The organism is Nocardia sp. NPDC020380, assembly GCF_044386975.1.
Taxonomy (GTDB): domain Bacteria; phylum Actinomycetota; class Actinomycetes; order Mycobacteriales; family Mycobacteriaceae; genus Nocardia.
Map to the genome: position 1 here is coordinate 240,997 of NZ_JBIRVQ010000004.1, position 24,258 is coordinate 265,254.

22 protein-coding genes and 1 pseudogene are annotated in these 24,258 nt (G+C 65.1%); 12 read left to right on the top strand and 11 right to left on the bottom strand.

Features of this window, described 5'->3' with window-relative positions; translation table 11 throughout:
• Window positions 1-7 precede the first annotated feature (7 nt).
• On the bottom strand, window positions 8-757 hold the full coding sequence (locus ACH438_RS11830) for a glycosyltransferase (RefSeq protein WP_397004070.1): 750 nt from the start codon (window positions 755-757) through the stop codon (window positions 8-10).
• An 85-nt stretch (window positions 758-842) separates the two neighbouring features.
• Between ACH438_RS11830 and gmd the strand changes: the two genes are divergently transcribed.
• The 7 genes from gmd to ACH438_RS11865 all read left to right on the top strand — a co-directional run bounded on the left by gmd (window position 843) and on the right by ACH438_RS11865 (window position 9,949).
• Window positions 843-1,865 carry a GDP-mannose 4,6-dehydratase gene (gmd, locus tag ACH438_RS11835; protein WP_397004072.1) on the top strand — a complete coding sequence of 341 codons (1,023 nt, stop codon included), beginning with the start codon at window positions 843-845 and terminating at the stop codon, window positions 1,863-1,865.
• Entirely contained in the window at window positions 1,862-3,127 is a 1,266-nt protein-coding gene (locus ACH438_RS11840) for a class I SAM-dependent methyltransferase (RefSeq protein ID WP_397004074.1), read from the top strand. Before gmd ends, ACH438_RS11840 begins: the two co-directional genes overlap by 4 nt.
• Window position 3,128: 1 nt before the next feature.
• The gene (locus tag ACH438_RS11845) at window positions 3,129-4,052 is read left to right on the top strand and encodes a GDP-mannose 4,6-dehydratase (RefSeq protein ID WP_397004076.1); all 924 of its coding nucleotides are present in this window, start codon (window positions 3,129-3,131) and stop codon (window positions 4,050-4,052) included.
• Between the two features lie 32 nt (window positions 4,053-4,084).
• Window positions 4,085-5,656, top strand: coding sequence for a glycosyltransferase family 87 protein (locus ACH438_RS11850; protein ID WP_397004078.1), 1,572 nt, complete (start codon window positions 4,085-4,087; stop codon window positions 5,654-5,656).
• The gene (locus tag ACH438_RS11855) at window positions 5,653-6,945 is read left to right on the top strand and encodes a flavin-containing monooxygenase (protein ID WP_397004080.1); all 1,293 of its coding nucleotides are present in this window, start codon (window positions 5,653-5,655) and stop codon (window positions 6,943-6,945) included. Before ACH438_RS11850 ends, ACH438_RS11855 begins: the two co-directional genes overlap by 4 nt.
• A 14-nt stretch (window positions 6,946-6,959) precedes the next feature.
• Window positions 6,960-8,462, top strand: coding sequence for a DHA2 family efflux MFS transporter permease subunit (locus ACH438_RS11860; protein WP_397004082.1), 1,503 nt, complete (start codon window positions 6,960-6,962; stop codon window positions 8,460-8,462).
• A 95-nt stretch (window positions 8,463-8,557) separates the two neighbouring features.
• The gene (locus tag ACH438_RS11865) at window positions 8,558-9,949 is read left to right on the top strand and encodes a purine-cytosine permease family protein (protein WP_397004084.1); all 1,392 of its coding nucleotides are present in this window, start codon (window positions 8,558-8,560) and stop codon (window positions 9,947-9,949) included.
• On the opposite strand, the gene ACH438_RS11870 is transcribed toward ACH438_RS11865, so the two are convergent.
• The 3 genes from ACH438_RS11870 to ACH438_RS11880 form a co-directional block, all read right to left on the bottom strand.
• On the bottom strand, window positions 9,881-10,732 hold the full coding sequence (locus tag ACH438_RS11870) for a CPBP family intramembrane glutamic endopeptidase (protein ID WP_397004086.1): 852 nt from the start codon (window positions 10,730-10,732) through the stop codon (window positions 9,881-9,883). The genes ACH438_RS11865 and ACH438_RS11870 overlap by 69 nt on opposite strands.
• Before the next feature lie 87 nt (window positions 10,733-10,819).
• Window positions 10,820-12,625, bottom strand: coding sequence for an AAA family ATPase (locus ACH438_RS11875; RefSeq protein WP_397004858.1), 1,806 nt, complete (start codon window positions 12,623-12,625; stop codon window positions 10,820-10,822).
• A 13-nt stretch (window positions 12,626-12,638) separates the two neighbouring features.
• Window positions 12,639-14,033, bottom strand: a complete 1,395-nt coding sequence (locus tag ACH438_RS11880) for a glycosyltransferase 87 family protein (protein WP_397004088.1) — start codon at window positions 14,031-14,033, stop codon at window positions 12,639-12,641.
• Between the two features lie 94 nt (window positions 14,034-14,127).
• On the opposite strand from ACH438_RS11880, the gene ACH438_RS11885 reads away from it, so the two are divergent.
• From ACH438_RS11885 to ACH438_RS11900, 4 genes are all read left to right on the top strand, one after another.
• Complete coding sequence (locus tag ACH438_RS11885) at window positions 14,128-14,571, top strand: VOC family protein (protein WP_397004090.1); 444 nt, start codon at window positions 14,128-14,130, stop codon at window positions 14,569-14,571.
• A gap of 48 nt (window positions 14,572-14,619) precedes the next feature.
• Window positions 14,620-15,438 (top strand): maleylpyruvate isomerase family mycothiol-dependent enzyme, encoded by an 819-nt coding sequence (locus tag ACH438_RS11890; RefSeq protein ID WP_397004092.1) that lies wholly within the window; start codon window positions 14,620-14,622, stop codon window positions 15,436-15,438.
• Window positions 15,439-15,580: 142 nt separating this feature from the next.
• Window positions 15,581-15,865, top strand: coding sequence for a hypothetical protein (locus tag ACH438_RS11895; protein ID WP_397004094.1), 285 nt, complete (start codon window positions 15,581-15,583; stop codon window positions 15,863-15,865).
• Between the two features lie 67 nt (window positions 15,866-15,932).
• Entirely contained in the window at window positions 15,933-16,715 is a 783-nt protein-coding gene (locus tag ACH438_RS11900) for a class I SAM-dependent methyltransferase (RefSeq protein WP_397004096.1), read from the top strand.
• 9 nt (window positions 16,716-16,724) lie between these two features.
• On the opposite strand, the gene ACH438_RS11905 is transcribed toward ACH438_RS11900, so the two are convergent.
• Together ACH438_RS11905 and ACH438_RS11910 are read right to left on the bottom strand one after the other, a co-directional pair.
• Window positions 16,725-17,654 carry a PucR family transcriptional regulator gene (locus ACH438_RS11905; RefSeq protein ID WP_397004860.1) on the bottom strand — a complete coding sequence of 310 codons (930 nt, stop codon included), beginning with the start codon at window positions 17,652-17,654 and terminating at the stop codon, window positions 16,725-16,727.
• Complete coding sequence (locus ACH438_RS11910) at window positions 17,655-18,620, bottom strand: GAF domain-containing protein (RefSeq protein ID WP_397004098.1); 966 nt, start codon at window positions 18,618-18,620, stop codon at window positions 17,655-17,657.
• Between the two features lie 245 nt (window positions 18,621-18,865).
• On the opposite strand from ACH438_RS11910, the gene ACH438_RS11915 reads away from it, so the two are divergent.
• Complete coding sequence (locus ACH438_RS11915) at window positions 18,866-19,636, top strand: CoA transferase subunit A (protein WP_397004100.1); 771 nt, start codon at window positions 18,866-18,868, stop codon at window positions 19,634-19,636.
• Here ACH438_RS11915 and ACH438_RS11920 read toward each other — a convergent pair.
• The 5 genes and pseudogenes from ACH438_RS11920 to sigK all read right to left on the bottom strand — a co-directional run bounded on the left by ACH438_RS11920 (window position 19,608) and on the right by sigK (window position 24,253).
• Window positions 19,608-19,892 (bottom strand): hypothetical protein, encoded by a 285-nt coding sequence (locus tag ACH438_RS11920; protein ID WP_397004102.1) that lies wholly within the window; start codon window positions 19,890-19,892, stop codon window positions 19,608-19,610. The genes ACH438_RS11915 and ACH438_RS11920 overlap by 29 nt on opposite strands.
• A 34-nt stretch (window positions 19,893-19,926) precedes the next feature.
• Window positions 19,927-21,117, bottom strand: a pseudogene (locus ACH438_RS11925) (lipase family protein).
• Between the two features lie 134 nt (window positions 21,118-21,251).
• The gene (locus tag ACH438_RS11930) at window positions 21,252-22,817 is read right to left on the bottom strand and encodes a molybdopterin-dependent oxidoreductase (RefSeq protein WP_397004104.1); all 1,566 of its coding nucleotides are present in this window, start codon (window positions 22,815-22,817) and stop codon (window positions 21,252-21,254) included.
• A gap of 39 nt (window positions 22,818-22,856) precedes the next feature.
• Window positions 22,857-23,600 carry an anti-sigma factor domain-containing protein gene (locus ACH438_RS11935; RefSeq protein ID WP_397004106.1) on the bottom strand — a complete coding sequence of 248 codons (744 nt, stop codon included), beginning with the start codon at window positions 23,598-23,600 and terminating at the stop codon, window positions 22,857-22,859.
• The gene (gene sigK / locus ACH438_RS11940; RefSeq protein ID WP_397004108.1) at window positions 23,597-24,253 is read right to left on the bottom strand and encodes an ECF RNA polymerase sigma factor SigK; all 657 of its coding nucleotides are present in this window, start codon (window positions 24,251-24,253) and stop codon (window positions 23,597-23,599) included. The genes ACH438_RS11935 and sigK overlap by 4 nt, the downstream gene beginning before the upstream one ends.
• Window positions 24,254-24,258: the final 5 nt, after the last annotated feature.

A 24,258-nucleotide genomic window follows, 5' to 3' on the forward strand; every position in this document is an offset into this window, starting at 1 on the left:
TCGCCGGTCACGCGGTGCGCAGCCGCAAACGCCATGGGCGCAAATACTTCTCCGCGCACAGCAGCAGCAGGAAGCCGATGCTCGTCGCCACATCGCGCGACGCCATCTTGGATGTACCGCTCGTCCGGCTGAGCGGGTGGATCGGAATCTGATCGATGGCGAACCCGTTCAGGTTCAATACGAACAGACTCTCGAAGAAGAACGAGTAGCTCGACGACCGCACGAGATCGAAAACCCCCGGCGGCATCGTATCGAGCCGGTAGTAGCGGAAGGCCACCGTCGCGTCGAACGGCATGCGCAGCATGGTCACCGTGAGGAAATGCCCGGCGCGCGCCAGTACCGTGCGGAACAGGCTCCACGCGGTCAGGCTGTCACGCTCCAGATATCGCGATCCGATGACCACATCGTGGCCCTGCCCGGCCGCCAGCAGGGCGGGCAGATAGGCCGGCGGATGCGCGAAGTCGGAATCCATGGTGATCAAGGCCGGGTAATGGTGGGCGTAGGCCCAGCGAATGCCGTCGCGATGCGCCGATCCGATCCCGAGTTTTCCCGGCCGATGCAGCACGTGTACGTGCGGCTCGTACTGCTTGGCGAGTTCGTCGAGCACCTCCCCGGTGCCGTCGGGCGAGTTGTCGTCGATGAAGAGAACGTCGAAATCCAACCCCTGCTCGAAAATCCCGGTCAGCAAGGGACCGACATTGTTTCGCTCATTGTAGGTGGGTACCAGAATCAGGCATCCATCGGAATCAGCTGCCATCCAATGATTGTAGCGCCGACATGAAATCCCGTACAGCCGTTGACATTTGGGCCGCGAAGAGGATCCTGAACAAAGGAGGGCGCCGATGCGGAAAGCATTGATCACCGGTATCACCGGGCAGGACGGTTCGTATCTCACCGAGCATCTGCTGCAACACGGTTACGAGGTACACGGACTCGTCCGGCGCGCTTCGAATTTCAATACCACCCGCATCGACCATTTGTACGCGGACTCGCATTCCGAGCGCCGGCTGATTCTGCACTACGGCGATCTCATGGATTCCAGCAGCCTCAATCGGGTGCTGGAGGAGGTCGAGCCGGAGGAGATCTACAACCTCGGCGCGCAGTCGCATGTGCACATCTCCTTCCAGATCCCGGAATTCACCGCGGAGACCAATGCGATAGGGACGCTGCGTATTCTGGACGCCATCCGCAAGACCGGCATCTCCACGCGGTTCTATCAGGCGTCGTCCTCGGAGCTCTACGGCGGTATCAGCGATGCCTCACAGGACGAGTCGACGCCGTTCCATCCCAGGTCGCCGTACGCCTGCGCGAAGCTCTACGCCTACTGGATCACCGTCAACCATCGGGAAGCGTACGGAATGTACGCGGTCAACGGGGTGCTCTTCAATCACGAATCACCTCGTCGCGGTGAGGTTTTCGTGACGCGGAAGGTGACGATGGCGGCGGTGCGGATCGCCCGGGAGAAACAGGAGCGGCTCTACCTCGGCAACCTCGATGCGCGGCGCGACTGGGGTTATGCCAAGGAATACGTCGAAGCCATGTGGCTGATGCTCCAGCAACCCGATCCCGATGATTACGTCATCGCCACCGGGGAAACGCATTCCGTGCGGGAACTGTGCCAGATCGCCTTCGAAACGGTGGGTATCGATCTGCGGTGGGAAGGCTCCGGCGTGAACGAGCGGGGTGTCGACCGGCGCACCGGCAAGGTCGTGGTGGAGGTGGATCCGGTGTATTTCCGGCCCAGCGAGGTCGACACCTTGATCGGTGATGCCGGTAAGGCGCACCAGAAACTCGGCTGGCGGCCCCGGACGAGTTTCTGTGACCTGGTGCAGCTCATGGTGGAACACGATCTGGAGTGCGCATGATGAACGGTGCGACCGATTCCGCCGCGATCACCCGGTGCCGGGTGTGTGAGAACTCCGCGCTCGACAAGGTGCTGGATCTCGGGTCGATGGCGCTCACCGGTGTCTTCCCGAGTTCCGATGCGGCCGCCGTGCCCAGCCATCCGCTCGAATTGGTGCGCTGCATTCCGGATGGGGACCGGACCTGCGGACTCGTGCAACTGCGGCATACGGCTGAACTGCGGGACATGTATTCGGACGGCTACGGGTATCGGTCCGGGCTGAACTCGGCGATGGTCGCCCATCTGCGTGCGGTGGTGGCGGGGATACTCCGCCGGGTCGATATCGGCCCGGACGATCTGGTCCTGGATATCGGGAGCAATGACGCGACGCTGCTCCGGAGTTATCCGCCAGGTTCCGGGACGCGGGTCGGGATCGACCCGGTCGGGGAGAAATTCCGGCGCTACTACCCGCCGGATGTGCTGTTGTTGCCGGACTTCTTCTCCCGCGAGCTGATCACCGCGGCACTGGGCAATCGGCGAGCGAAGGTGATCACGTCGATCGCCATGTTCTACGACCTGCCCCGGCCACTCGATTTCATGGCCGACATTCGCGCCTGCCTCGCTGACGACGGGATTTGGGTGCTCGAGCAGAGTTATCTGCCGGCCATGCTGGCGAGCACCTCGTACGACACGGTCTGTCATGAGCATCTGGAGTATTACGCACTGCACCAGCTGGATTGGATGGCACAGCGATCCGGGCTGGTGGTGCTGGAGGTCGCGCGGAACGAGATCAATGGCGGCAGCTTCGCGCTGACGCTCGCACCGGCGGGTACGCCGTATCGACGTGATTCGGAATCGGTGCAGCGGCTGCGCGCCGAGGAGGCCCGCCTGGGCTTGGACGAGCCCGACGCCTACGCGGACTTCGCGCGGCGGGCCCGCAGGCATCGCGCGGCGATACGGGAATTCTTCGAGCGGTCACGGGCCGCGGGGCGGCGCACTGTCGGGTATGGAGCCTCCACCAAAGGCAATGTGCTGCTGCAGTATTGCGGACTCGATACCGGGGATCTGCCTTGTATCGCCGAGGTCAATGAGGAGAAGTTCGGGAAGTTCACGCCCTCGACCGGGATCCCGATCGTTTCCGAAGACGAGGCGCGGCGCTATCGGCCCGACCAATTCTTCGTGCTGCCTTGGCATTTCCGGGACACGCTGATCGAGCGGGAGCGGGAGTTCCGCGCGGCGGGCGGCAGGCTCGTCTTTCCACTGCCGCAATTGAGCGTGGTGTGACATGACCGTGGTGATCACCGGCGCGCGCGGGCAGGACGGCACGTTGCTGTCCCGGATGCTCACGGCACGTGGGCGTCGGGTGATCGAGGTGGGCCGCAGCGGACCGGTCGACATCACCGATCGGGCCGAGGTGCAGCGGTTGGTCGCCACCGAATGTCCGGCGGAGGTCTATTTGCTTGCCGCGGTGCAGCATTCGGCGCAGGATCCACCGGAGGATCGGGGCCGACTGGCTCGCCGCTCGCATCTGGTGAATACCTTGTCCCTGCAGCACTTTGCGGAGGCGATTCTCACTGCCGGCGCACGGACGCGAGTGTTCTATGCGGCGTCCTCCCACGTTTTCGGCTCCCATGCCGCCCCGTGCCTCGACGAGACGAGCCCGTTGGCTCCCGCTTCGATCTATGCGGTCACGAAAGCCGCAGGGCTGCTGGCCTGCCGCGCCTATCGCGAGCAAGGCCTGTTCGCCGCGACGGGCATCTTGTTCAATCACGAGTCGCCGCTGCGCCGGGAGAACTTCGTCTCCCGCAAGATAGTCCGAGCCGTCGCGCGCATTCAGCGCGATCAGTCTGGCGAACTGGTTGTGGGCAGCCTCGGCTCTGGCGCCGACTGGGGGTATGCGCCCGATTATGTCGACGCCATGACCCGCATCCTCGCGCTCGACGAGCCCGCCGAATTCGTCATCGCCACCGGCGAACACCACACCGTCGCCGAATTCTGCGAGATCGCTTTCGGCATGGCGGGTTTGGACTGGCAACAACACGTCCGGGAGGAGCCCGGCGTCCTCACCCGGCGCGAATCGCCGCGGGTCGGTGATGCCCGCCGGCTGCGGGAGCTGACCGGCTGGCAGCCGACCGTCGACTTCCCCGGCCTGGTCCGGGCCATGCTCGAAGCCGAGGGGGTGCGGTTGATCGCTTCACATCGGTTTTGATCGCTCCAGCCAGAATCACGAGGCCATCAGATATGACCAAAACACTGTCCAGATTCCGCGATTCGCTCGATATCTATTCCGCCCTCTTCGGTGTGTTCGCCGTCGGTCTGCTCGTGCCCGCGATCATGCTGTTCACCGCCGTGCTCAGGTTTCCCTCGGCGCTCACCGCCGTGTTCGGAATCGTCTGCGGCATAGTTCTTTTCATTGTCGGAGTGCCGCTGGTTCCGGCCGAGTGGACCGATGTCATCCGGACCAAACCGGTATTGATCCGGATCGGCTGGGGGCTCGTCATCGTCGTCGTGGTGGTCATGCTGGCCCGGCTGGCGCTGTTCATCGACGATCCCTACAAGGTCCACGATTCGCTCGATCCGAACAACACGTTCATGGTCGAGCACACGCATATGTCGGGCTACATCAGCGGTGTCTGGGTGGCCGAGCATGATCCGCAGAACCTCTACAACATCCATCGCTACAGCTCGCCGAACGCGGACTCGATTCTGCCGAGCATTGTGCCGATGCAGCGGGACGTCTACGTCTATCCGCCGCCGTTCCTGCTGCTGCCCCGCATCTTCACGTTGTTCACGAGCAGCTTCGTCGCATTGCGCGCGACCTGGTACGTGCTCTACATCGTGACGCTGCTCGCCGCCACGCTGGGTGTCGCGCGGTGGGTCGGCGGACGGGTGGGCGCGGCGCTGGCCGTGCTGACGCCGCTGATCTGGATCAGCCTGCCGACCCTGTCGACGTTGCAGGTGGGCAATATCCACGTGATGCTCTGCTATGTGGGCGCGGTGACGGCGATGGTGTTGTTCTATCGCGGGCGGCATATCTTGGGCGGCGCCGCACTGGGTTTCGCGATCGTGGCGAAGGTATCGCCCGGGATTCTGGTGTTGTATCTGCTCATCCAGCGACGCTGGCGGCCGGCCGCGTGGACGGCGGGCTGGTGCGTGATCTATTCGGTGCTGTCCTATGCGATCTTCGGGTGGGGTCCGTGGCGCAGCTTCCTGTCCGACGGGACCTGGAAGAACATTGCCAGTGGGAAGTTCTTCGATTTCGTGCTCGATGTGAAGACGAATCAGCTGATCAACTACGCGCCGTTCGGTATTCCGTACAAGCTCGGGCAGATGGGGTGGCATTTCAGCAATCCGCACTCAGCGGGGCTGCTGATCGCCAATATCTACACCGTGCTCGTGCTGGCGCTGGTGGTCGCGGTGGCGTTGCGGCTGTATCGCAGGGCGCGCGTCGAGCCGGATAGCCCGTTGTTCCGTGCGGAGAATCTGGCGGTCTGGCTGGGGATTCTGACGCTGGCGTCCTTCCGCGAACCGTTCGGGCCGTGGCTGTACATCGCGGTCGGGGCGATCTGGCTGTTCGCTGTCTATTCGGCCGGGATGCTGAATCCGACGAGGATCAATATCGCGGTGGTGGCGATCGTCTGGGCGGTCGTGGCTCTGTACTTGGAGAACGTGTACTTCACCTTGTCGGCGCAGTTGATTCTCTATGTGGCGGTCACCTATATGACGTGGCGGGCCGCGTCCGGAACCGCGCGGGAAACCGCGGCGGCAGAGGAGGTTTCCGCTGCGGCGCCGGAACGTACGGTCACGACATGAGCGGTCGGTACTGCGTGATCGGCGCGGGCGCGGCGGGACTCGCCACGGCCCGGCAGTTCGCCGCGCGTGGGCTGTCGTTCGATGTGCTGGAGGCCGCCGATGATATCGGCGGCATCTGGGACGCCGGGCGCGCCGATTCGCCGATGAGTCGCAATACCCATGTCATTGCGTCGAAAGCGTTGCAGGCGTTCACCGATTTCCCGATGCCTGCCGAGTATCCGGACTACCCCGGGCACGAGCAGGTCTTGGCGTATCTGCACGACTTCGCGGACGCGCACGATTTGTGGCCGCATATTCGCCTGCACAGCGCGGTGCGGCGGGTGCGGCCCGCGGTGGATGGTCCGTCGGCGGGGTGGCGGGTCACTCTCGCCGACGGGAGCGACCACAACTATGCCGCGGTGGTGATCGCGACCGGGCACGATCGGCTGCCGCGCCGGGTCGAATTCGACGGCACCGCAAGCATTCCGGTGCTGCATGCCAATGAGTATCACCATCCGGCGCAGCTCACCGATCGGCGGGTGCTGGTGGTGGGCGCGGGGCAATCGGCCGCCGATATTCTCTCCGACTGCGTTGTCACGGCGGCGACCACGCTGCACAGCAGCCGGCGGGGCTTCTACTGCATGCCGAAGTATCTCTTCGGGCGCACCACCGACAGCATGCTGCAGACGCCCATGTGGCGGCCATTGCGGCGGGCGTCGTACAAGATGTTCTTTCGGTTTCTCCGGTACCGGTCGGCGGCGCTGGGTATTCCGGTGCCGGACTTCACGAACGGGCTTGTGATCCCGATGCTGGGCGATCAGTTGCATCACGCCTATACGCACGGCGATATCAGCTACAAACCGGGCGTCCGGTCCATCGACGATGATCGGGTCACCTTCACCGACGGTTCCGAGGAGAAGGTGGACCTGGTCATTCTCGCGACCGGATATCTGCCGTCGTATCCGTTCGTGGACAGGGCGCATTTGAACTGGAGCCCGGATCAGCTGCGACCGGGCCTGTACCTGAATATCTTTCCGCCCGGCACGCCGAACCTGTTCGTGGTGGGCATGGTCCGGCCCATCGGCTCGCACTGGGACATCTACGAGGCCCAGGCCGGGCTGGTGGCCGACTATCTGCGCGCCGGGGCCGAAACATCCAGCCACATAGCGCGTTTCGATGCCACCGTGCGCGAGGGGCGGGTAGAACTACGGGCGGGACTCCGCTTGTACAACGCCGGGCAATATCCGCTCGTCGTCGAGAAGCAGGAGTATCGTAATCAAATCCGCAGGCATGCCAAGCTATTACGCTGAGCGCGGGGGTAAGAATGTCGTCCGACGCTGACGCCGACACCGAAGTCGTCACCACCGACAAGCTCGACGCGACCGTGCTGAAGATCGCCCTCGTGGTGGTGCTCGGTGCGGTGATGTCCATCCTGGACACCACCGTCGTCACGGTCGCCATACCCACCTTCCAGGCCCGGTTCGGCACCAGCTACACCGTCGCCGCCTGGACGATGACCATCTACACCCTCGCCCTCGCCACGGTGATTCCGCTGACCGGCTGGGGCGCAGACCGATTCGGCACCAAACGGCCGTTCATGCTCGCGCTGGGCTTGTTCACCGTCGGGTCGGTGTTGTGCAGCACGGCCGGGAACATCGGCGAATTGCTGACCTTCCGGGCCATTCAGGGACTCGGCGGCGGCATGATCATGCCACTGGGTATGACGATCGTGACCAAAGCGGCTGGGCCGCAACGCATGGGGCGGCTCATGGCGGTGCTCGGCGCGCCCATGCTGCTGGGGCCGGTCTGCGGGCCGATCCTCGGCGGGTGGGTGATCGAGGTCGCGTCCTGGCGCTGGATCTTCCTGATCAACCTGCCGATCGGCATCGCGGCGCTGATCTCGGCGAGGATCGTGCTACCCCGCGATCTACCGCAACCCACCGAGCGCTTCGACCTGCTCGGAATGCTGCTGCTTTCACCCGGATTGGCGATATTCCTGTTCGGGGTCTCGCAGATCCCGGTCATGGGCACGATCGCGGCCGCCCGCGTCCTCATCCCCGCGGCAATCGGCATCGTGCTCATATTGGTCTTCGTCTGGCACGCCCTCCGAAATAGGTTCCCCCTACTGGACCTGCGCCTGTTCCGAAATCGCAGCCTGACCACCGCCGTGATCACGGTATTGGTCTTCGCAGCGGCCTTCTACGGCGCAGGCCTCCTGATCCCGAGCTACTTCCTGCAAATCCGCGGCCAATCAACCCTGCACGCCGGCCTCCTCATCGCCCCCGAAGGCTTCGGCGCCATGGTCGCCATCCCCATAGCGGGCATGCTCATCGAGAAAACCGGCCCCGGTCGCATAGTCCCCTTCGGAATCGCCCTGATCGGAGCAGGATTAGCGGTCCTGACCCAAGTAGGCCCGGACACTTCCTACGCCCTCCTCCTGAGTGCATTGTTCGTAATCGGCGTAGGCATGGGCTTCACCATGATGCCCTTGATGACTGGCGCCCTCCGCACCCTCTCCCCCCACGAAACCGCCCGCGGCTCCACAATGATGAACATCATCCAGCAAACCGGCGCCTCCATAGGCACCGCCACCATGTCGGTAATCCTCACCACCCTCATCAAAAACTCCGAATTCGCCGGCCCCGCAGTAGCATCCCGCCAAAACCCCGCCATAGCCCACGCCCTCCCCCCAGGCGCCCTCGAAACCGGCCTACATCACGCCGCAACAGCCTTCGGCCACACCTTCACCGTCGCCACCATCCTGATAGCCGTCACCTTCCTCACAGCCCTCTTCCTCCCCCGCAACAAAACCCTCGCCGAACCCTGACGTCGGCGGTCTGCGTGATCTTGCCTCGGTCGGCGTGTGATCGTTGGTAGTCTTGCCGAATTCGCAAGTGACGCAGTGAATGTGGGGTTCTCGTCATGGTGCAGATCAGACGTCGTATTGGCGGAGCGCGGGGCTCGGTGACCTTTGGGCGGAGGGTCGGGGGCGAGATCGAGACCGTGGGGGTGGCGCCGGTTCCCGACAGCCAGCGGACTCAGACGTCGTGGAAGATTTTCATCGTCTGGTTGATGGCGTCCGCTTCGGCTACTACGCCGCTCATCGGGGCGTTGCTGTTTCAGTACGGGTTGACGTACATGATTGCGGCGATTGTGGTGTCGTGGTTGATTGCGTTCATTCCGGCCGGCCTGACCTCCGAGATGGGGCGGCAGGTTCCGTTGAACACTCTGGTGGTCGCGCGCAAGACCTATGGGTGGGACGGGTCGCTGCTGTTCTCGATTCTGCTCACGATCGTGGGGTTCGGCTGGTTCGGGTTGAATACGCAGGTGGGCGCCGAAATTCTGGCTGCCATTACGCATTCGTCCGTGTACCTGTGGGACGTGATCGTTGGCGTCATACAGGTCGTTCTGGTGCTGTTCGGCATGAAGTGGCTGGAGCGGTTCTACCGCTACACGGCCCTGCTGCTGGTCGCCGCCTACCTGGCCTTGGCCATTTATCTGATCACGCACTACACGCTGCACTACCCTGGCCAGACCACGCCGATGAACTGGGGTACGGCACTGACCACGGTGCTGACCTTCTCGATTCTCGGCTGGATCTACAGCCTCGCCACCACGACACGGTTCGCGGTGCCTTGGGAGAAGACGAAGGGGCGCGCCAAGATTCCGTACTTCCTGGCGCCATCGGTCGGAATCATGCTCGCCGTCCTGGTGTTCGGCGTTCTGGGCGCCTACTCCCAGTCGGCGACCGGGGACTGGAATATCGCGTTGCTCGGCGCGCACATCAGCGGGTGGGGTTTCGTGGCTGCTCTCGGCGCTGCCCTCGCCGTCATCCACACCAATGCGATGAACCTTTACCCGTCGACCGCGAGCCTGCTGGTCGCGATCAACAACGTCCACAAGCCGAGCCGCTGGCAGCAGCCGCTGGCCACCATCGGCCTCGGCGTGCTCGGTACCGCCCTGGCTATATGGGGCATCCTCAACCACGTCGAGACGCTGATCACCGATGCGGGGGACGTCATCACGCCATTCATGTTCGTAATCCTGGTGGACTGGTTGTATGTGCAGCGGCGGCGCACGCCGGCGACCGCGTTCTACGAGCGCCCGAATCGGTGGCGCGATCGTGTCGTCCCCAGCGCGCTCATTGCGGTCGCCATAGGGTTCGTCCTCGGTTATTGGGGGGATAAGTTCCTACCGAGCTTCTTCTACAACGTCTTGCCGTTGCCGGTGGTGGCGGGCGTGGTGTCAGCCATCCTGTACGGAGTCGCCGCCACCATCTGGCGTCCGCCCCATGCGGTCCCGCCACAGCAATGACCGGGCCATCATCACGCCCGCGGCGACAAGCACAGTGCCGATTGCCATGAAGACGAGCTGTGGCTGATCCAACGTGTTGTCACCGGCCAGCAGATAGCAGGCGATATTGATCAGCCAATGCCCGATCGCTGCGATCAGCACCCGCTGCCGGAAGCTTCCAGTGCTCAGGTACCCCAACACGATCGCTGAACCAACCGCCGAGGCGAAGAAGCAGATCCCGGTCACCGGACCCGCCACGAATGCCTGAACGTGCCACAGAGCCCACGTCGTCCCGGTCACCAAAATCGCTGCCACCCTGGCCATCCGGGATTCCAGCAGCGGCTGCATGAAACCCCGCCAACCAATCTCCTCACCGCAGGCGCCGATCAGTTGCAGGACCACGAACACAACGAACGGCACACCGCCGACCGCTACCGGCCCGACCATCGCGGTGTCCGACACAACGGCCGCAACCGTCACCAACAGCAAGAACAGCGCGCAGACAACAACTGTCACCAGCACACTGATACCGACCCGCCGCGAGGAAACCGGTGCTGGCAGCAACCTGGAGACGGTATTCCTGAACGCCAACCAGGTGACCAGCACACCCAACGCCGGCCCGAACTGAACCAGCGACAACACCGCCGGGCCGATCCCCGACAGCGGCTGCACCGCAAGCAACACAACGGACGCGGCAAGAGTGGCCAGCACGTAGACCGCGAGCGCCGCCCAAACCCTTACGGCAGTCGGCGACTCCGACGCCCCAGCCTGCGTATTACCTGCATGAACGGGTCTGCTGCTCATGCGTATAACTCTGTCGGTCAACGCCCGATCGAGCATCACTCACAGGTCTGATCGACCACTGGTTCCTGAGTACCGAACCTCGCCGGCTCATTCAGTAATACGAGCGGCTGCCGCAGTGCGGTTCTCATCCTTCTCGGTTGGATCCTCGGCAGCCCGACCTATGCGCTCGCGCACTCCAGGAATCGATAGATCTGCCAGCCGGATACCGATCGCCCGCGTCCCGGGCTCGCAGTCATCGAGGCATTCGATCGCCCGTTCGTTCGCGAAGCCCGGCGCAATCCCGGCCAGCGTGGAGGCGCATTTCTCGCGGAGGTAGGAGTAGACGGTGGTATCGAAGATCGCTGCGACTGTGGATATCGCAGCGACATGGTTCAGACGGCCGAGCGCCGAGACCAGGTCGCACTGGTGGTAGATATGGTCGTTGCCGCGTGCTGCGGACTCGACAAGAAGCTCGAGCAGCCGAGGACCGTCGGATGACACGGCGCGCCCGGCGAACATGGACAGCGCGGTCTGCCCCGCGACATCATCGAGAGTGGCGCTGGCCCGAGCCCATGCCAAGGCTTGTGGGGAACGCAGCCGCCGCAGACTCCTGGACGCCGCAAGCCTCACCTGGAAGGGACAACCCTCCTGGCGGAGCAACTCCGGCCCGAGGTTCAAAATCGTTGCTTCCCAGCCGTTCTCGACTCCCGCCGACGTGATGAGCCCGAACTCCACCCCGGCCTGCATCACTCTCTCCCGGTCGATCGACTCCCGCGCACTCCGATCACACGGCGGACGCTCCCACCTCAACTGATCCTCTTCAACCGCCACCGCAACACGCTCGATACGAGGACTGATCCGCCGCCACTCAGGCCACGGCGCCGCCGCCAAATCACCGAATGCCAAAGCCGACCGCAACTCCTCGTCATCAGCCACCTCCAGCACCTCCCCCAGCACCCCCTCAGCGTCAGGCCGATCCACGAACGGCCCCAACGCATTCAACGCCAGCCCCAAATCCCGCCCCAACCGCAAGTAATACCGCAACTCCCCCACAGCCCCCTCGACACCCCGCCGAGCCAGCAGCCCAAGAACACCCGTAACCAACCAAGCATCAGAGTCACCGTGAGGATCGGCCGCCCCGTCATACGCCGCGCGCAACCGAGAAAGCTCAACCCCCGACTCGGCAACGAGCATCGCGTAAAGCCAACCCCGTTGCTCAACCTGCCGATCCCACCGAGGATCCCGAACGATGCACCCCACCACCAACTCACCAGCCAGCTCAGGCTCCCTACCCACGCCCGCAAAACAGGCCCCGCGCCCACGCTCCATCAACCCCAGCAACGTATTCGGATCCGCCCACGAATACTCAGCGGATCCGTTCTCTGTCATCACCGGCCGATCTTGTCCAGCTCGTCGATTTCCGAGGGTCCTGATCCGGCGGACGAGGTCGGTGAGATCGACTGTGCGGGTAGTGTCGACTCTGAGGGTGGGAGCCAGGCCTAGGGGTGTGGCGTGGGTGGACCAGTTGTTCCAGTTTTCGGCCAAGTGTTGCTGGTCTCGGTGTAGGGCTGGGCGCTGTCTTGACGCGTATCGGGTTCGGGCGAGCTCTGGGGGTACGTCGCACCAGACTTCTATGACTCTGCCGGCGCCGGATTTCTTGATACCTGCGCGGGCGAAGGTCAGATCTCGTGGCTTGAACCACCATGAGTCGATGATGACGTCGGTGGGCGACTCCTTCGCCAATGCCCAGACCGTGTCCATGGCAATTCCGCCCAGTTCCGGTATTTCCGAGGCGTTTTCGAGGCAGTCGGCCAATGCTTCCTTGATGGCGTCCTTGGACAGGAACCAGGCGTTCAGATGGCGAGATAGCGCCGCGCCCAATGTCGTCTTGCCCGCGCCGGGGAGTCCGTTCACCAAGACCAGCAATCTATCCACGTGTTGCTGCCATCCGCGGAGCCGACCACCGACTTTCGCTCGACGGGAGGCGGCGGAAGCGGCGGATGGTGTAGCAGCTGGTGACCAGTTGGGTGAGGAGGAAGCAGCCGGCGTAGGTGGGTACGGTGATGTAGGCCCACCAGACCGAGCAGTCGGCGCGGGGCAGCATGAACAAGCCGATGCCGATCGGGTGGGGGGAACCCTCGATGGGTGGGCGGTCGGAGAAGGTCCACCACCAGCTGAAGCCCACTCCGAATACGAGGATCGCGGCGAGCCAGGTGCGGGTTGTGCGGGCGTGGTGGAAGGCGAGAATCGCCAACGGCACCAACCACACCCAGTGATGGCCCCAGGAGAATGGCGACGCGCAGGCGGCGGTCATGCCCGTGATGGTGATGGCCAGTAGTTCCTGGTTGGCGCGGTGGGCCAGCGTGGCCGCGGTGAGTCCGAGGGCGATGACCGGTAGCAGTGCGAGCAGCCACATCCAGGTCGGTGGCTGGAACACGCTCATGCCGAAGACGTTTGCTCGGTAGCGGTCCACCTCGAGGAATCGCAGCATCTGCGCGAGAAAACCGTTCACGGACTGGTTGCCGGGTGAGTCGACTGCGCCGACACGACCTGCGGAGCTGACCTGCCGGCTCCAGTAGGAATAGGCGTCCGCCGGGCGGGCGAGAAAGCCGATTGCGATGGTCGCCGCGAACGCGCCGCTTGCCATTCCCAAGGCACGCCATTGTCTCGTGCAGGCCAGATACAGCAGAAAGAAAGCGGGGGTCAGCTTGATTCCGGCCGCGATGCCCACCCCGGCCCCGCGCAGGCGGGCCGGCGATCGGCGCAGCAGATCCGCTGTGATCACCAAGACGAGGAAGATGTTGATCTGCCCGAGCCAGATGGTCGTGCGCACCGGCTCGAGGGCGGTGCAGATCACGGCGACCGGCAGCGCAAATACCCAGGTGCGCACCGAATTCCGGTAACCCAGAGCACGCAGGCAACACCAGATGAGTGCCACCAATGCGACCATCGTCGCCACCGACCACAAGGCTTTCACCGTCACCGACGAGATCACGGCCAGCGGAATGAACACCATCGCCGCGAACGGCGTGTAGGTGAATTCCATCCCGAATATCACCGGCCCGTCGTACAGGCCGTCCCGGTTCCACAACACCGCCCCGCCGGCCCGATACACCTCCAAATCCAGGCCATTGCTGAACAGCCCGTAATACGGGTTGCCGAGAGGTATCCCGTACACATGCCACACGAGTACCGCCGCCGCCAGCACGAACCCGGCGATCAGCATCCGGTCGGTCACATCGGCAGCAGCCCAACGTAGCTCGGGCCGCACGGTATCGCGGTCGAGACCACTACCGGAAATCTCCTCACCCGCGGAATGCATCCGAACACGATAACCGGACGCGCCGATGATCGAGCGAAGGTGACGGTCGGCTGCAGCTGGAGGAAGCTGGTCGAAAACGATAGGAAGGTATCCGATGGGCTTCGCACAGCATTTCGACCACGTCGGCATCACCGTTGCCGACATCGACACCGCGATGGCGTTCTTCGTCAGCCTCGGACTGGAGGCCGATCAGAAGATGGCTGTCGAGGGCGAGTTTCTGGACACCGTTATCGGGATGACCGGGGCGGCCACCGAGATCGTCATGCTCCGGGTACCCGGTGGCGGGACGACGTTGGAGCTGTCGAGCTTCGCACGGCCGCAACACCTTCCGGGGTCGCCTGCCGCGCCTGCCAATGAACTGGGGCTGCGTAATGTCGCCTTCGAGGTGAAGGATCTGAAGGCTGCGGTGGATCACGTCGCAGCCGACGGCTATGGACTGGTGGGAGGGATCGGCGAGTATGAAGGCGTGTGGCGGATGGCCTACGTGCGCGGACCCGAAGGGATCATCGTCTCGCTGGCCGAGCGCATTCAGAAGTGAGAAGAAATCGCTGGCACGGACCACCGTGCGGGCGGTTAACTGAACGGCATGCTCCCACTCGACACCCGACCACTGTTCCCCCTCGAGCGTCAGACGCTACTCGAGCTGCTCGGGTCGCTGGATGCCGCTGACTGGGCGAAGCCGACAGTGTGTCCTGGCTGGGATGTCCGTGATGTGACGGCACATATCCTCAACGACTATCTACGGCGAATTTCGGGCAGCCGGGACGAATACGGTGGTGCTGTATTCGACGAGGGCGAAACCTTGCCGGCCTATCTGACACGCGTCAACGACGAGTTCGTCCGCGCGATGCGCCAGTGCAGCCCTCCACTCATGATCGATCTGCTGGCCCATCTGGGGCCGCAGCTGGATCTCGTCTGGGCGGCAACCGATCTCACGGGACCCGCCCATCTGAACGTATCATGGGCGGGCCCAGGTACCAGTCCGGCCTGGCTCGACATAGCCCGCGAATACACCGAATTCTGGGTTCATCAGCAGCAGATTCGAGATGCGGTGTCTCGTCCGGGCGCCGACGACAGGTCGTTGACGCACCCGGTGCTCGTCACCTTTCTCCATGCCCTACCCTTCGCCCTGCACGATCGAATTCGCCCGCGTGGGACCGCTGTACGGTTCGAGATCACCGGCCCGGCGGGCGGCCACTGGATGGCCGTATCCGACGGGACGAGCTGGGACCTCACCTCCACCCATATCGAGGACCCTGCCGCGTCCGTGCGCATGGACCAGGACACGGTCTGGCGGTTGGCCAGCCGTGGAATCACCGTCGAAACGGCACGTCAGCGTGCCGAACTCCACGGCGACAGCGAACTCACCGAAGCAGCGACGGCACTACTCGCCGTGGTTGCCTGACGTGACACGCCGCCGATCTCGACCCACCGAAGTGGTCGGCGCCCACATGTGATCCTGGTCAACAAGCTCTAACAGTTACCTCTCAGCTACAGATATACGGTTGTCCAGAGCTTGTTCCGAACCGTATCCACCGGAGGACCAGATGAAGCAGCGTGCAGTGATCCTGACCGCGGCCGTGACCGCCGCACTCGCCGCGCCACTGTTGACGACCGCCACCGCGAACGCCGACGTGTGGCAGCCGGTGCCGGGCATTTCGATCCCGCTGCCCGATGGCGTGTTCCGGGGGCTGCCCGGCGTGATTCCCACACCGCCGCCCGGACCCACGCCGACCGAGGGCGCGCCCTGTGAAGGCGATGGGCATTGGGTGCACCTCGATGGCGGGAACGCCGCGCATTACGGCACCGAATGGCTGTGCTCGCACAACTGATACCGCTGGAACGGGTCGCACTCGATAATCCGTTGCTGCCATGCCCGGTGACCACCGAGCATTCGGTATGACTTCTGATCTCGTACAACACTATTCCGGCGTGACGGAGAACGATCGCCTATCCAGGTCTCCGCACGGTCGACTGGAGTTTCTGCGGACGCAAGAACTGATTCGCCGGGTCCTGACCACGCCGGCGCGGGTGCTTGACGTCGGGGGCGGGACGGGGGTGCACGCCGAGTGGCTGGTGGGCGATGGGCATGTCGTGCATCTTGTCGACCCGGTACCGGAACATGTCGAGGTTGCTGCGGCGCTGGGAGGCATGACCGCGGAGGTGGGCGATGCGCGGAGGTTGACCGCTCGTGATGACACCTTCGACGCCGTCTTGATGCTCGGCCCGCTGTACCACCTCACCGAATCCAGCGAGCGCGCAACGGCTTTGAGTGAGGCGATGCGCGTTCTTCGCCCGGGAGGCGTGCTCATTGCGGCGGCGATCAGTCGCTATCTGTCGGTTTTGGAGACCGGCACCAGCGGCCGGCTCGACGAGGCGCTCGTACCTGCCGTACGTGAGGTGATCACGACGGGCGACTACGACGGGCACGCGGGATTCGTTCGGACTCATTGGCATACCGCAGACGAGCTCCACGCCGAGGTCGCGGCAGCCGGCCTCAGTCAGGTCGAGATCTACGGCATCGAAGGTCCGACGTGGCCCACCCTCGACCACGCCGGTCAACACAACTTTCAGTCCCTCGTGACCGCAGCCCTGCACAGTGCGCGACTGCTCGAGCAGGACCCACTGATGATCAACACCAGCGCGCACCTATTGGCGATCGCCCGGACCAGCGCAGAGTAAGCCCTCGGCTCAGCCGGTGAAGACGTTTGCTTGGCGGAGGCGGTGGATGCGGAGGGCGAGTTGGATTTCCAGGGCTCGGTTGGGGTGTTGCCAGCCTTCGCCCAGGAGGGCGGTGATGCGTTCGAGGCGTTGGGAGACGGTGTTTACGTGGATGTGGAGGCGTTTGGCGCTGTGGCTCAGGCTGCAGCCGGTTTCGAAGTAGGCGTCGAGGGTGGGGAGGAGGAGGGTGTTGCGGCGGTGGTCGTAGTCGATTCCTCGGCCGAGAGTTGTTCTCAGGAAGGCGATTACGTCCGTTTCGCGGCTCAGGAGGAGGCCGGCGAAGTCCAAGGAGTCGACGCCGGCGGCTGTTCCGTGTTTGCCGAGGGCGTGGAGAGCTTGGACGCAGCTGCCGGCCTCGCGGTACGCGTCGGGGGCGCGGGCCGGGAGGTCTACTGGGCCCGAGCCCGCGACTGTGGCCGAGATTGCCAGGGAGAGGCCGATTTCGCGCCAGACGTGGCGGGCTGTGATGGTGGCGTCGGTGCCGGGGAGCAGGAGGACGACGTGGTCGCCGCGGGTGGCGGCCAGGCCGTGGCGGGCGAGTGCGTAGCCGGTGGCCCAGGTTGCGGCTCGGGGGTGTTTGGCGTGGTCGATCACTACCAGTACGTGCGCGCGGGTGAGGTCGACTCCCAGTAGGCCTGCACGGGTTTGCAGGGCCTCGCGGTCGGGGACTCGGCCGCCCAGCAGGTCGTCGAGTAGTTCGCCGCGGACTCGGCCTTCGGCTTCGGCGATGCTGCGGCGGAACAGGAGTAGTAGTGCGGTGACCAGGGCGGCTCGTTCGAGAATGCGCTGGTCCGAACCGGAGAGTTCGCCGGGGTGGTGCAGTACTACGGTGCAGAGTGGTTCGCTGCCGGCGCCGCCACGGGCTGCCCAGAGGTCCTTCAGGTGCGCGGTCCGGCCCAGTTATGCTGCGGCGGCGGTGATTTCGGTGATGACGGGCTCATCGTCGAAGTAGTCATCGGAGTCGCCGGAAGGATCGACGCGGGCGATGCGGCGGCCGTCCGCGTCGAGCACCAGAAGCGAGCCGCCGAGGATATCGGCCGCCACGGCGGCGACGTCATCGACGCCGCCGCCTCGCACCACCAGGTCGGTCATGCGGTCGTGGGCCTGAGCGGCGCGCTCGACCGTGTTGTAGTGGGCGTGCATGGCCGTGTTGGCGGCACTCAATTCGGCCAGCGCGGTGCGGGTTTCGGAGAGCAGGCGGGCGGAGTCGAGGGCAATGGTGGCGTGGGCGGCCAGCGACACCAGTAGCGCGATGTCCTCCGGTGCATAGGGCCTGGCGTCGCGATGGGAGGCGAACAGTACACCGATGACTTGATTGCCCAGTTTGAGCGGCACACCACAAATGGCCACGATGCCTTCCTCCCGCACCGCGAAGTCGATTCCGGAGGTGTGGTGGAAGCGCTCGTCGGCGAAGTAATCGGAAGTCGCGGAGGGCATTCCGGTCTGCGCGACCAATCCGCCGAGGCCCGCGCCCATCGGCAAGCGGCATTCCCGGAACGCCTGGGAGCCGCATCCGTCGGTGACCCGCATATAGGTGTCGCCGCGCTCCGGATCGGGCAGCGTGATGTAGGCGGTGTCGGACTGCAATAGCCGGCGTGCGCGGTGCACGATGGCCTGCAACACCGCGTCGACATCGCGCAGCGCGGCGAGATCGCTGGCCGTATCGAACAGCGCCGCGAGCTCGGTTTCCCGGCGCGCGCGGCGCTCGAGCAGCGCCCGCACCCGCAGCGCGGCCCGTTTGGCCGCCTCGAGTTCGGCCAGGGTGGCCGCGGGTGCGCCCGCGGCGCGGGCCTGAAGGATAGGGCCTTCGAATTCGACAGCCGGAGCCTCCCGCTCGAGCAATTCCAGGAAGATCTCGCAGGTCATGGCGATCATTGTGTGCGTTTCCCGCCTCCAGCCAAAAAGGTGTGACCTGGAACACTAGAACTGCGTACGCAACATGACTATGTAGTTGAGACACATATTCGCGCCCGCGCAAATCCCTTTCACACACATATCGCCGTCCAGCACATCGGCAGGCCCGTTTTTATGTGGCGGCCATCCGTAGCCAGCGCTCCCCGCCGCTTCGTACTGTCGGGCTCCCGACACGAACAAGCAAGACGGGTGAGGCAATGAATAAGCTCGTAACGTCGCCGGCGGCGGCCGTCGCGGATATTCCGGACGGATCGTCCCTGGCGGTCGGCGGATTCGGATTGTGCGGCATCCCCATGACATTGATCCAGGCACTGTGCGACCGCGACACGTCCGGACTCCACGTGGTCTCCAACAACTGCGGCACCGACGACTGGGCGCTGGGCATCCTGCTCACCGAACGCCGCATCGCACGCATGACCAGCTCCTATGTCGGCGAGAACCGGGAGTTCGCGCGCCAATATCTGGCCGGCGAACTGGAAGTGGAACTGGTACCGCAAGGCACGCTCGCCGAGCGGTTGCGCGCCGGCGGCGCCGGAATCCCGGCCTTCGACACGCCGGCCGGAGTCGGCACCCAGATCGCCGAGGGCGGCATGCCGTGGCGTTATGCCGCGGACGGCTCCATCGCGGTGGCCTCCCCGGCGAAGGAGACTCGCGAATTCGACGGCAACAGTTACGTATTGGAGCAGGCGATCACCACCGACTACGCCCTCGTACACGCGGAATGCGGTGACCGATACGGCAATCTGCGCTTCCACCCTCGCCGCACAGGCGACGGTCACACAACGCTACGGACGGCCCGCGGCGCATACCTTCATGGCCGGCCTCTCCAATGGCGGCTACCTGGTGCGCTGGCAGCTGGAGAATGTGCCGTGGCTCTACGACGGCGGCATCGACTGGGAGGGCACGCTCTGGTCGGATACCGCCAACCCGCTGACCTTCCTACCGCCGGTCCTCGCGAACTATCCTGAGTACCAATCGCATCCGGCAGCGCGCGCCGCCATCGTGGCTGCGGGCTTCCCGGCGGAATCCGAGCCGCTGTGGGCGTACCACGCGAAAACCTACTGGGGCCTCACCCAGCACAGTTACCGCGAGGAATTCGACCCCGAATACACCGGTGACGACGCCGCGTACGACTACGCCACCCGCCCCGCCGCCGTACATGACGCAGTGGCCCGCATCGCGCTCACCGGACGAATCCAGCGGCGAAACCGAGGCCCGTGCCATATCGGCACGGGCTCCGCCCTCGTTCGTCTCCCGATCAGCAGTTGGAGGGTGCGGGATGGGCGGCGAAGCGGTCGGCCAGATAGTTGATGGCGTTCAGCGTGCCGGGCAGGATGGCTCCGGCGTGGTCGGCACCGGGGATGATGTCGAATTGCACGGGAGTGCCTGCGGCGCATTAGCGGCCGGTGGTGGCGAGAGCCTCGTCGAGCGGCACCTGGTCGTTGGCGCCGTGCCACTGGTAGATGGGCGCACGCGGAATTCCGGGGAAGACTTCCAGCGCGTTGGCATGCATAGTGTCGATGGTCGCGGCGTCGGATTCCATTCCAGAAGTGAAGTATTCGCTCACCGCATGGCCCGCACCGGTGGAAATGATGTCGTCCACACAGGAATTGGCAAGGCGGTCACGGAGAGCGAACCCGGCGGGGGTCAGCGCCCGATCGAGCGGGAGGCGGTCGGGGTATTCACGTTCCAATCCCATTGCCACCGCGAACCCGAGACCGAAGAGCGGATGGGGATTATCACCGATCTGCATGGCCATCTTGCCGGGGTTCACGGGCAGCCCGCCCTGTGCGACACCGACTATGGGGAGTTCCGGCGCGTACTCGGGCGCGAGAGCTGCGGCGAAGCCGGTGGACATCGCACCACCGGAGTAGCCGGCCAGGCCCACCGGCGAATCCTGCAGTCCCGCAGGTGCGAAGCGCTTCACGGCGCGGATGCCGTCGAGGGTGATCTGACCGCCTCGTCGGGCGGCACCGTACGCGCTGGTCGGCCCCAGATGGTCGGGAACCGCGACGGCCCAGCCGCGGGCCAGCAGCATTTCGAGGGCGCCGGCCTCCTGCAAGCCGCCATTGAACAAGGTGTGCGACGGGGCGCATTGCAGGCCGAGCGAATTCACGAACGGCTGATAAGACAGCAAGGGGCGGGGACCCGATCCGGGTGAAATGAGCGTGGTGACGGCCGCGATCGGGCCGCCGGTCGAATTGGTGGAGTGGAACAGCAACTGCCAGACCGTGGCCCCAGGCCACGGATGCTGCGATACCTGGCGAACCCGCAGGATGTCACCCGGTGCGGAATCGGCCAGATTGCCCGGAGCAGCGTAGAACTCGTCCGGGTCGGCGATCGGATACACCGGGCCGGCCTGCGCGGCGGGCGGCACAATCAGCGGCGCGGCGACCACCGCGGCACACCCCGCGCTCAGCGCCAGCAGCCTTCGAACGGACAGAGGCAAGTTCACAAGTCACTCCTGGGGGTCGGGAGACGAGCAGGACGACACACACCGGACGGGACAGCAACAATCTCGCAATCAACCGGAAGGAAGTCGTACACACCGACCGGACGAATTGGTCCGTGAATCGCGACCACTCACCGCACGGTCACCACCCGGCTGGCCCAGCCGGTGGCCCCACTCGGAAAAGGCGGATTACGCTGCGCGGTCTGCAGCTCGCCGGTCGCATCGGTGGCACGCACACGCAGCGTGTGGGTGCCCGGCGTGGCCTGCCACCGCCACATCCACTGCCGCCAGGTATCGATGCCGTATTCGGCGGCCGGCACCGCCGGCTCCCAAGGCTGGTCGTCCACCTGCACCTCGACCCCTGCGATACCCCGATGCTGCGCCCACGCGACACCCGCGACCAGCACCTCCCCCGCCGCGACGGTGGCGAACGCGGCCGGCACATCGATCCGGGAAGCGGTCTTGATGGGCCCGTGATCGGACCACCCACGCCGCGTCCAGTAAGCCCGGGCGTCCGCGAACCGGGTGACCTCGAGATCCACCAACCATTTCGTAGCCGAGACATACCCGTACAAACCGGGCACGATCAGCCGCGCGGGATACCCGTGTTCGATCGGCAGCGGCTGCCCGTTCATCCCCACCGCCAGCATGGCGTCCCGCCCATCGAGCACGGCGGAAAGCGGTGTACCCGCGGTGAATCCATCGATACTGCGCGACAACAACATATCCGCCCCGGGTCGCACTCCGGCCTCGGCGAGTACGTCCGCCAGCGGGTATCCGATCCAGCGCGCGGACCCGGCCAGGTCGCCGCCGACCTCATCGGATACGCAGGTCATGGTGATCACCCGCTCGATCGGTGTCAGCCGCCGCAACCGATCGAAGTCGAATTCCACTGTGCGATCGACCATTCCATGGATCGACAGCCGCCAGTCGACGCTGCTGAGAGCGGGCAGTTGCAAGGCCGTATCCACCCGATAGAACTGATCATTCGACGTGACGAAGGGAGTCACACCCCGGACGGGCACCGTCACGTCCGGCAGCACCACAGGAGCGGGCGCCGAAGGTCGCGGCACCACGAACCCGGCGCGGTCCGCGGCCACATCCCGCAGCCGGCTGCCCAGCCACTCCCCCAGGGCCCCCGCACCCGCCGCCACCGCACCGATGCTCACCGCAGAGATCAGAAATCCACGACGCGACAACCCTCCCGCCACCGGTGCTCGCCGCACTGTGCCGCCTGCGACCAGCCACCGCAAGGCCAGAACACCGGCAATGGTGCCCAGAACCGTTGGGAGCACGAATAATCCGGTCGCGGTCGGCCGCTGCAACGCCGCGATGGCGGTGACACCGCCCAGCAACACCAGCAGCACACTGCCTATAGACCGCCGCCGCTCCAGCAGCCCGACCACAGCCGCCCCCGCCGCCATCACCAAAGCCATCGACGCGAACAACGCCGTCTTGTCGTGGCTGCCGAACCGCCGAATCGCCGCGTCTTTCATGGCATGTGGCGTGTGATCGACCATGGTCGAGCCGAGTACGAAGAACGGCGAAGCATTCGGATCGAGGAACACGGCAGCCAGATGCCCGACACCCAGCACGGTCGCGGCGGCGAGCAGACCGGCCACCACCGCCCGCCAACGCGGGGCAAGCACCGGCCGCTCAGCCACCGGAATGTCAGTGGGACTGGTGAATACGGACATGACAGTCCCTTCTCCTGCCCGGTCCCGGCGGGGCCGAACTCAATCCAGATTGATGGCGGCAATAGGCGTAGTGGTCGGCTGCGCGGAACCACCCGCCGGCTCGACGGTGACCGCCAGCGTGTCCACCGCGTCGAATCGGGTCACCAGCGGATGCGCCGGCAGCGAGTCGTAGACCGCGACCGACCGCGGCGTCCCGCCGAGCGGAACCAGCCAGACCTGATAGGAACGCCCCGCCGGCGGCGCGGGAATTCCCTCGAAAGCCACTACGGCAGTGGACATTTTCGGCGAAGCACGGATCTGCAGCTCCCCGCCGCCCCCGACGGTCGCGGTGCGGTGCACCGCATCGGGCTGCGCGGCGACCATGGCCGCCGAAACCCCTCCCGGCTGCGCCCGATCCGCGTGGAAATACCCCACACCCACGACGGCCGCGCCCAGCGCGAGCACGACGGCCACGGCCGCAACCAGCCGCGCAGGCCACGACGTCGAGCCGAAAGCAGTCCAGCGGTGACGCGTTCGGCTACGAGCCGCCCGGATCATCTGATCGAGCGCGGCGAGCAGCCGCCCCTCCAACTCCCTTGGCGCGGCGAAGGAATCGACCACGGTCAGGTCCTCCAGCGTGGTCCGCACCTGCGACACGGTGGCATCGAACTGCGCCGCGGTGAGCCGATTCGCGTGCTCGCGCCGCTGCTCGATCTCACCCCGCTCACGGTCCGTGACCGCGTCCAGGGCGTAGGGAAAGGCGAGTTCGACCAGGTCCCCGTCCGCCCGCTCGATGGTACTCATCGGTGGACACCTCCTGTCAGGCACGCCGCGAGGCGTTTCAATCCGTCCCGAATGCGGGTTTTCACGGTGGGCAAGGGCGTGCCCAGCTTTTCCGCGACCTCCCCGTAGGTGAGGCCGCCGTAGTAGGCGAGGGCGATGGTTTCGCGCTGCAGTTCGGTGAGGGTGCCGAGGCAGTCGACCACCGCGCGTTCTTCGAAATGCTGCTCGGCGGTCTCCGCGACAACGTCGTGGTCGCGGCCCAGATGCAAATGGCCGTAAACGGATTCGCGGCCGGCGCTGGAGTGCTCGCTGCGGATGCGATCCACCGCGCGCCGATGGGTCAGCATCATCAGCCAGCCCATCGGACTGGACATCCGCTCGTCGTAGCGGCCGGCGAGCGACCACGCCTGCAGATAGGTCTCCTGCGTGACCTCCTCCGCCGACGCCCGATTGCCCAGCATGCGCACCGCGAGTCCGAAGACCCGATGGTTGGTGAGCCGGTACAGCTCGGTGAAGGCGTCCCGGTCCCCCGCGCCGACGGCGGCGAGCAGCGCGCTGAGCCGGCGGATCAGCTCCATATCCCGGACCGGCCGGGTGGCCGGGCAGGACGGGCCCGGATCGGGTTCACGCACCCCGAACAGCGAGACAACACCGGCATTCTCTTCGGTAGCCATGCGAG